3 protein-coding genes and 1 pseudogene are annotated in these 2,552 nt (G+C 58.4%); all 4 read right to left on the reverse strand.

The window, feature by feature from the left end:
• A pseudogene (locus AC1DVH_RS29380) lies at window positions 1-254 on the reverse strand (peptidase M14); the annotation flags it as partial.
• An 8-nt stretch (window positions 255-262) separates the two neighbouring features.
• Window positions 263-961, reverse strand: a complete 699-nt coding sequence (locus tag AC1DVH_RS29385; RefSeq protein ID WP_477756739.1) for an ABC transporter permease — start codon at window positions 959-961, stop codon at window positions 263-265.
• Between the two features lie 13 nt (window positions 962-974).
• On the reverse strand, window positions 975-1,664 hold the full coding sequence (locus AC1DVH_RS29390) for an ABC transporter permease (protein ID WP_477756740.1): 690 nt from the start codon (window positions 1,662-1,664) through the stop codon (window positions 975-977).
• 92 nt (window positions 1,665-1,756) lie between these two features.
• Window positions 1,757-2,533, reverse strand: coding sequence for an ABC transporter substrate-binding protein (locus tag AC1DVH_RS29395; RefSeq protein ID WP_477756741.1), 777 nt, complete (start codon window positions 2,531-2,533; stop codon window positions 1,757-1,759).
• Window positions 2,534-2,552: the final 19 nt, after the last annotated feature.

The following is a 2,552-nucleotide window of genomic DNA, read 5'->3' on the forward strand; positions in this document are numbered from 1 at the left end:
GCCTGGAACATCTGTGCGATACCAATCGGATTGGCCATCGGCACCAGTTCGATCACCCCGTTCAACAGGCCTTGCTCTTCCAGTTCCAGCAGACGGCGCTTGAGCTCGACGGCGACGCGCATCCCCGGCAGTTCGTCGGCATGTAGGGAAGCCTGGATGTAGGCCTTGCGCGGCCCGCTGCCAAAACGAAACAGCGACAGCTTTCGTTCTGTGCCCGAGGCACTCCACGGCAAAAGGTATTGAATGTGCTTCATAACGCTCCTTAGTGCTTGCGTGGTGCCAGATAGGCCAGCCAGCGGCGCTCGGCCAGCTTGAACAGGCGAACCAGGATGAAGGTCAGGGCCAGGTAGATGAGACCGGCAGTGATGAATGCTTCGAACGGCAGATAGAAGCGCGAACTGACGGTTCGCGCGGCTCCGGTGATATCCACCAACGTGACGATGGACGCCAGGCTGGTGGTCTGCAGCATCATCAGCACTTCGTTGCTGTACTGCGGCAGCGCCCGGCGCAAGGCCGACGGCAGGAGGATGCGGCGGTACAAGGTCAGGCGCGACATGCCCATGGCTTTGGCGGCTTCGATCTCGCCGTGGGCCGTGGCCTTCAAGCTGCCGGCCAGGAGTTCCGCGCTATAGGCGCTGGTATTGATTGCGAAGGCCAGGCAGGCACAAAAGGTCGCGCTGGACAGGTAAGGCCAGAACGCGCTTTGGCGTACCGCTTCGAACTGCGCCAACCCGTAGTAGATCAGGAACAATTGCACCAGCATCGGGGTGCCGCGAATCACGTAGGTGTAGAGCCAGGCCGGGAAGTTGATCAGTGGTGATCGGGAAACGCGCATCAGCGCTATCGGAACCGCAAGCACCAGGCCAACGGCCAGGGAAATCAGCAGCACTTTCAGGGTCACCAATGCGCCGTTGAAATACAGCGGCAGGTTTTCCCATATCAGGTTGTAGTCGAGAATCATGGGGGGCTCCCAGTCACAGTTCGGCGGCTTTGATGCCGACCGAGTAGTGTTTTTCCAGATAGCGCAACACCAGCAATGACACGCTGGTCAGCATCAAGTAGAGCGCGGCAACCGCGAGGAAAAATGTGAACGGCTCATGGGTGGCGTCCGCTGCGTTTTTGGCTTTGAACATCATGTCCTGCAAACCGATCACCGAGATCAGCGCGGTGGATTTGGTCAGTACCAACCAGTTGTTGGTGAACCCGGGAATGGCGAAACGAATCATCTGCGGCACCAGAATCCGCCAGAACACCTGAGCGCCACTCATGCCATAAGCCGCGCCGGCCTCTGCCTGACCTTTAGGGATCGCCATGAAGGCGCCACGAAAGGTCTCCGAGAGATACGCACCGAAAATGAAGCCCATGGTGCAGACACCGGCGATGAAGGGGTTGATGTCGATGTACTGGGTGTAACCGAGTGCGAGGGCAATGCGGTTCATCAGATCCTGGCCGCCATAGAAGATCAGCAGGATCAGCACCAGGTCAGGAATACCGCGAATCAGGGTTGTATAACCTTCGCCCAGCACCGCCAGCCATTTGAACGGCGACAAACGAAAGGCCGCGCCGATCAGTCCCAGGGAAATGGCCATGGTCATGGAGGTCAGGGCCAGATTAATGGTCAGCCAGGCGCCATCGAGAATGCTCGATCCGTAGCCGTGGAGCATGATGAAGTTCCTCAAGCGAGCGCCGGGAGGCGCACGAGACAAGCCAAAAGCGGCGCCCGCATGGGGCCGGCGCCAAGGTTTCGGATGAAGGCTTATTCGCCGTAGATATCGAAGGCGAAGTACTTGCCCATCACTTGCTGGTACTTGCCATTGGCGCGGATCGCATCAATCGCTGCACTCAGGCGTGCAACGTTCGCGCTGTCGCCTTTACGCACCGCGATCCCGGCGCCTCTGCCGAAGTATTTCGGGTCGTTGATGTCCGGCCCTGCCAGTGCGAAACCCTTACCCAAGGGTGTTTTGATAAAGCTTTCATCGGTGTTGACGATGTCTGCAAGCGTGGCGTCCAGGCGACCCGCTGCCAGATCGAGGAAGGCTTCATTTTGCGAGGAGTAGCGCACCACCAGGGCGCCGGCTTTCTCAAGCTGCTCGGTGGCGAAACGGTCATAGGTCGAGGAGCGTTGCACGCCGAGTTTCTTGCCTTTGAGATCGACCAGCGGGTCGTTGATCACGCTACCGGCCTTCATCGCGAACTTGCCCGGCGTGTGGTAGTACTTTTTGCTGAAGTCGACCGACTTCATACGGTCTTCAGTGATCGACATCGACGACAGCACAGCATCGATCTTGCGCACTTTCAGCGACGGGATCATGCCGTCGAATTCCTGGATGACCCACTCGCATTTGACCTTCATCTCTTCGCACAGCGCGTTGCCAATGTCGTAATCGAAACCACTGACGTTGCCCTCTGGCGTCTTGAAGGAGAAGGGCGGGTAGGCGGCTTCGATACCGATACGCAGGCTGTCGTCGTCGGCGTGTGCCAGCAAGCTTGCGACGCACAGTGCCAGAGCGCCTAGAAGTTCTGTCTTGTACATATTGTTGACTCCTTGGATG

Source organism: Pseudomonas sp. P4_C3, assembly GCF_056402075.1.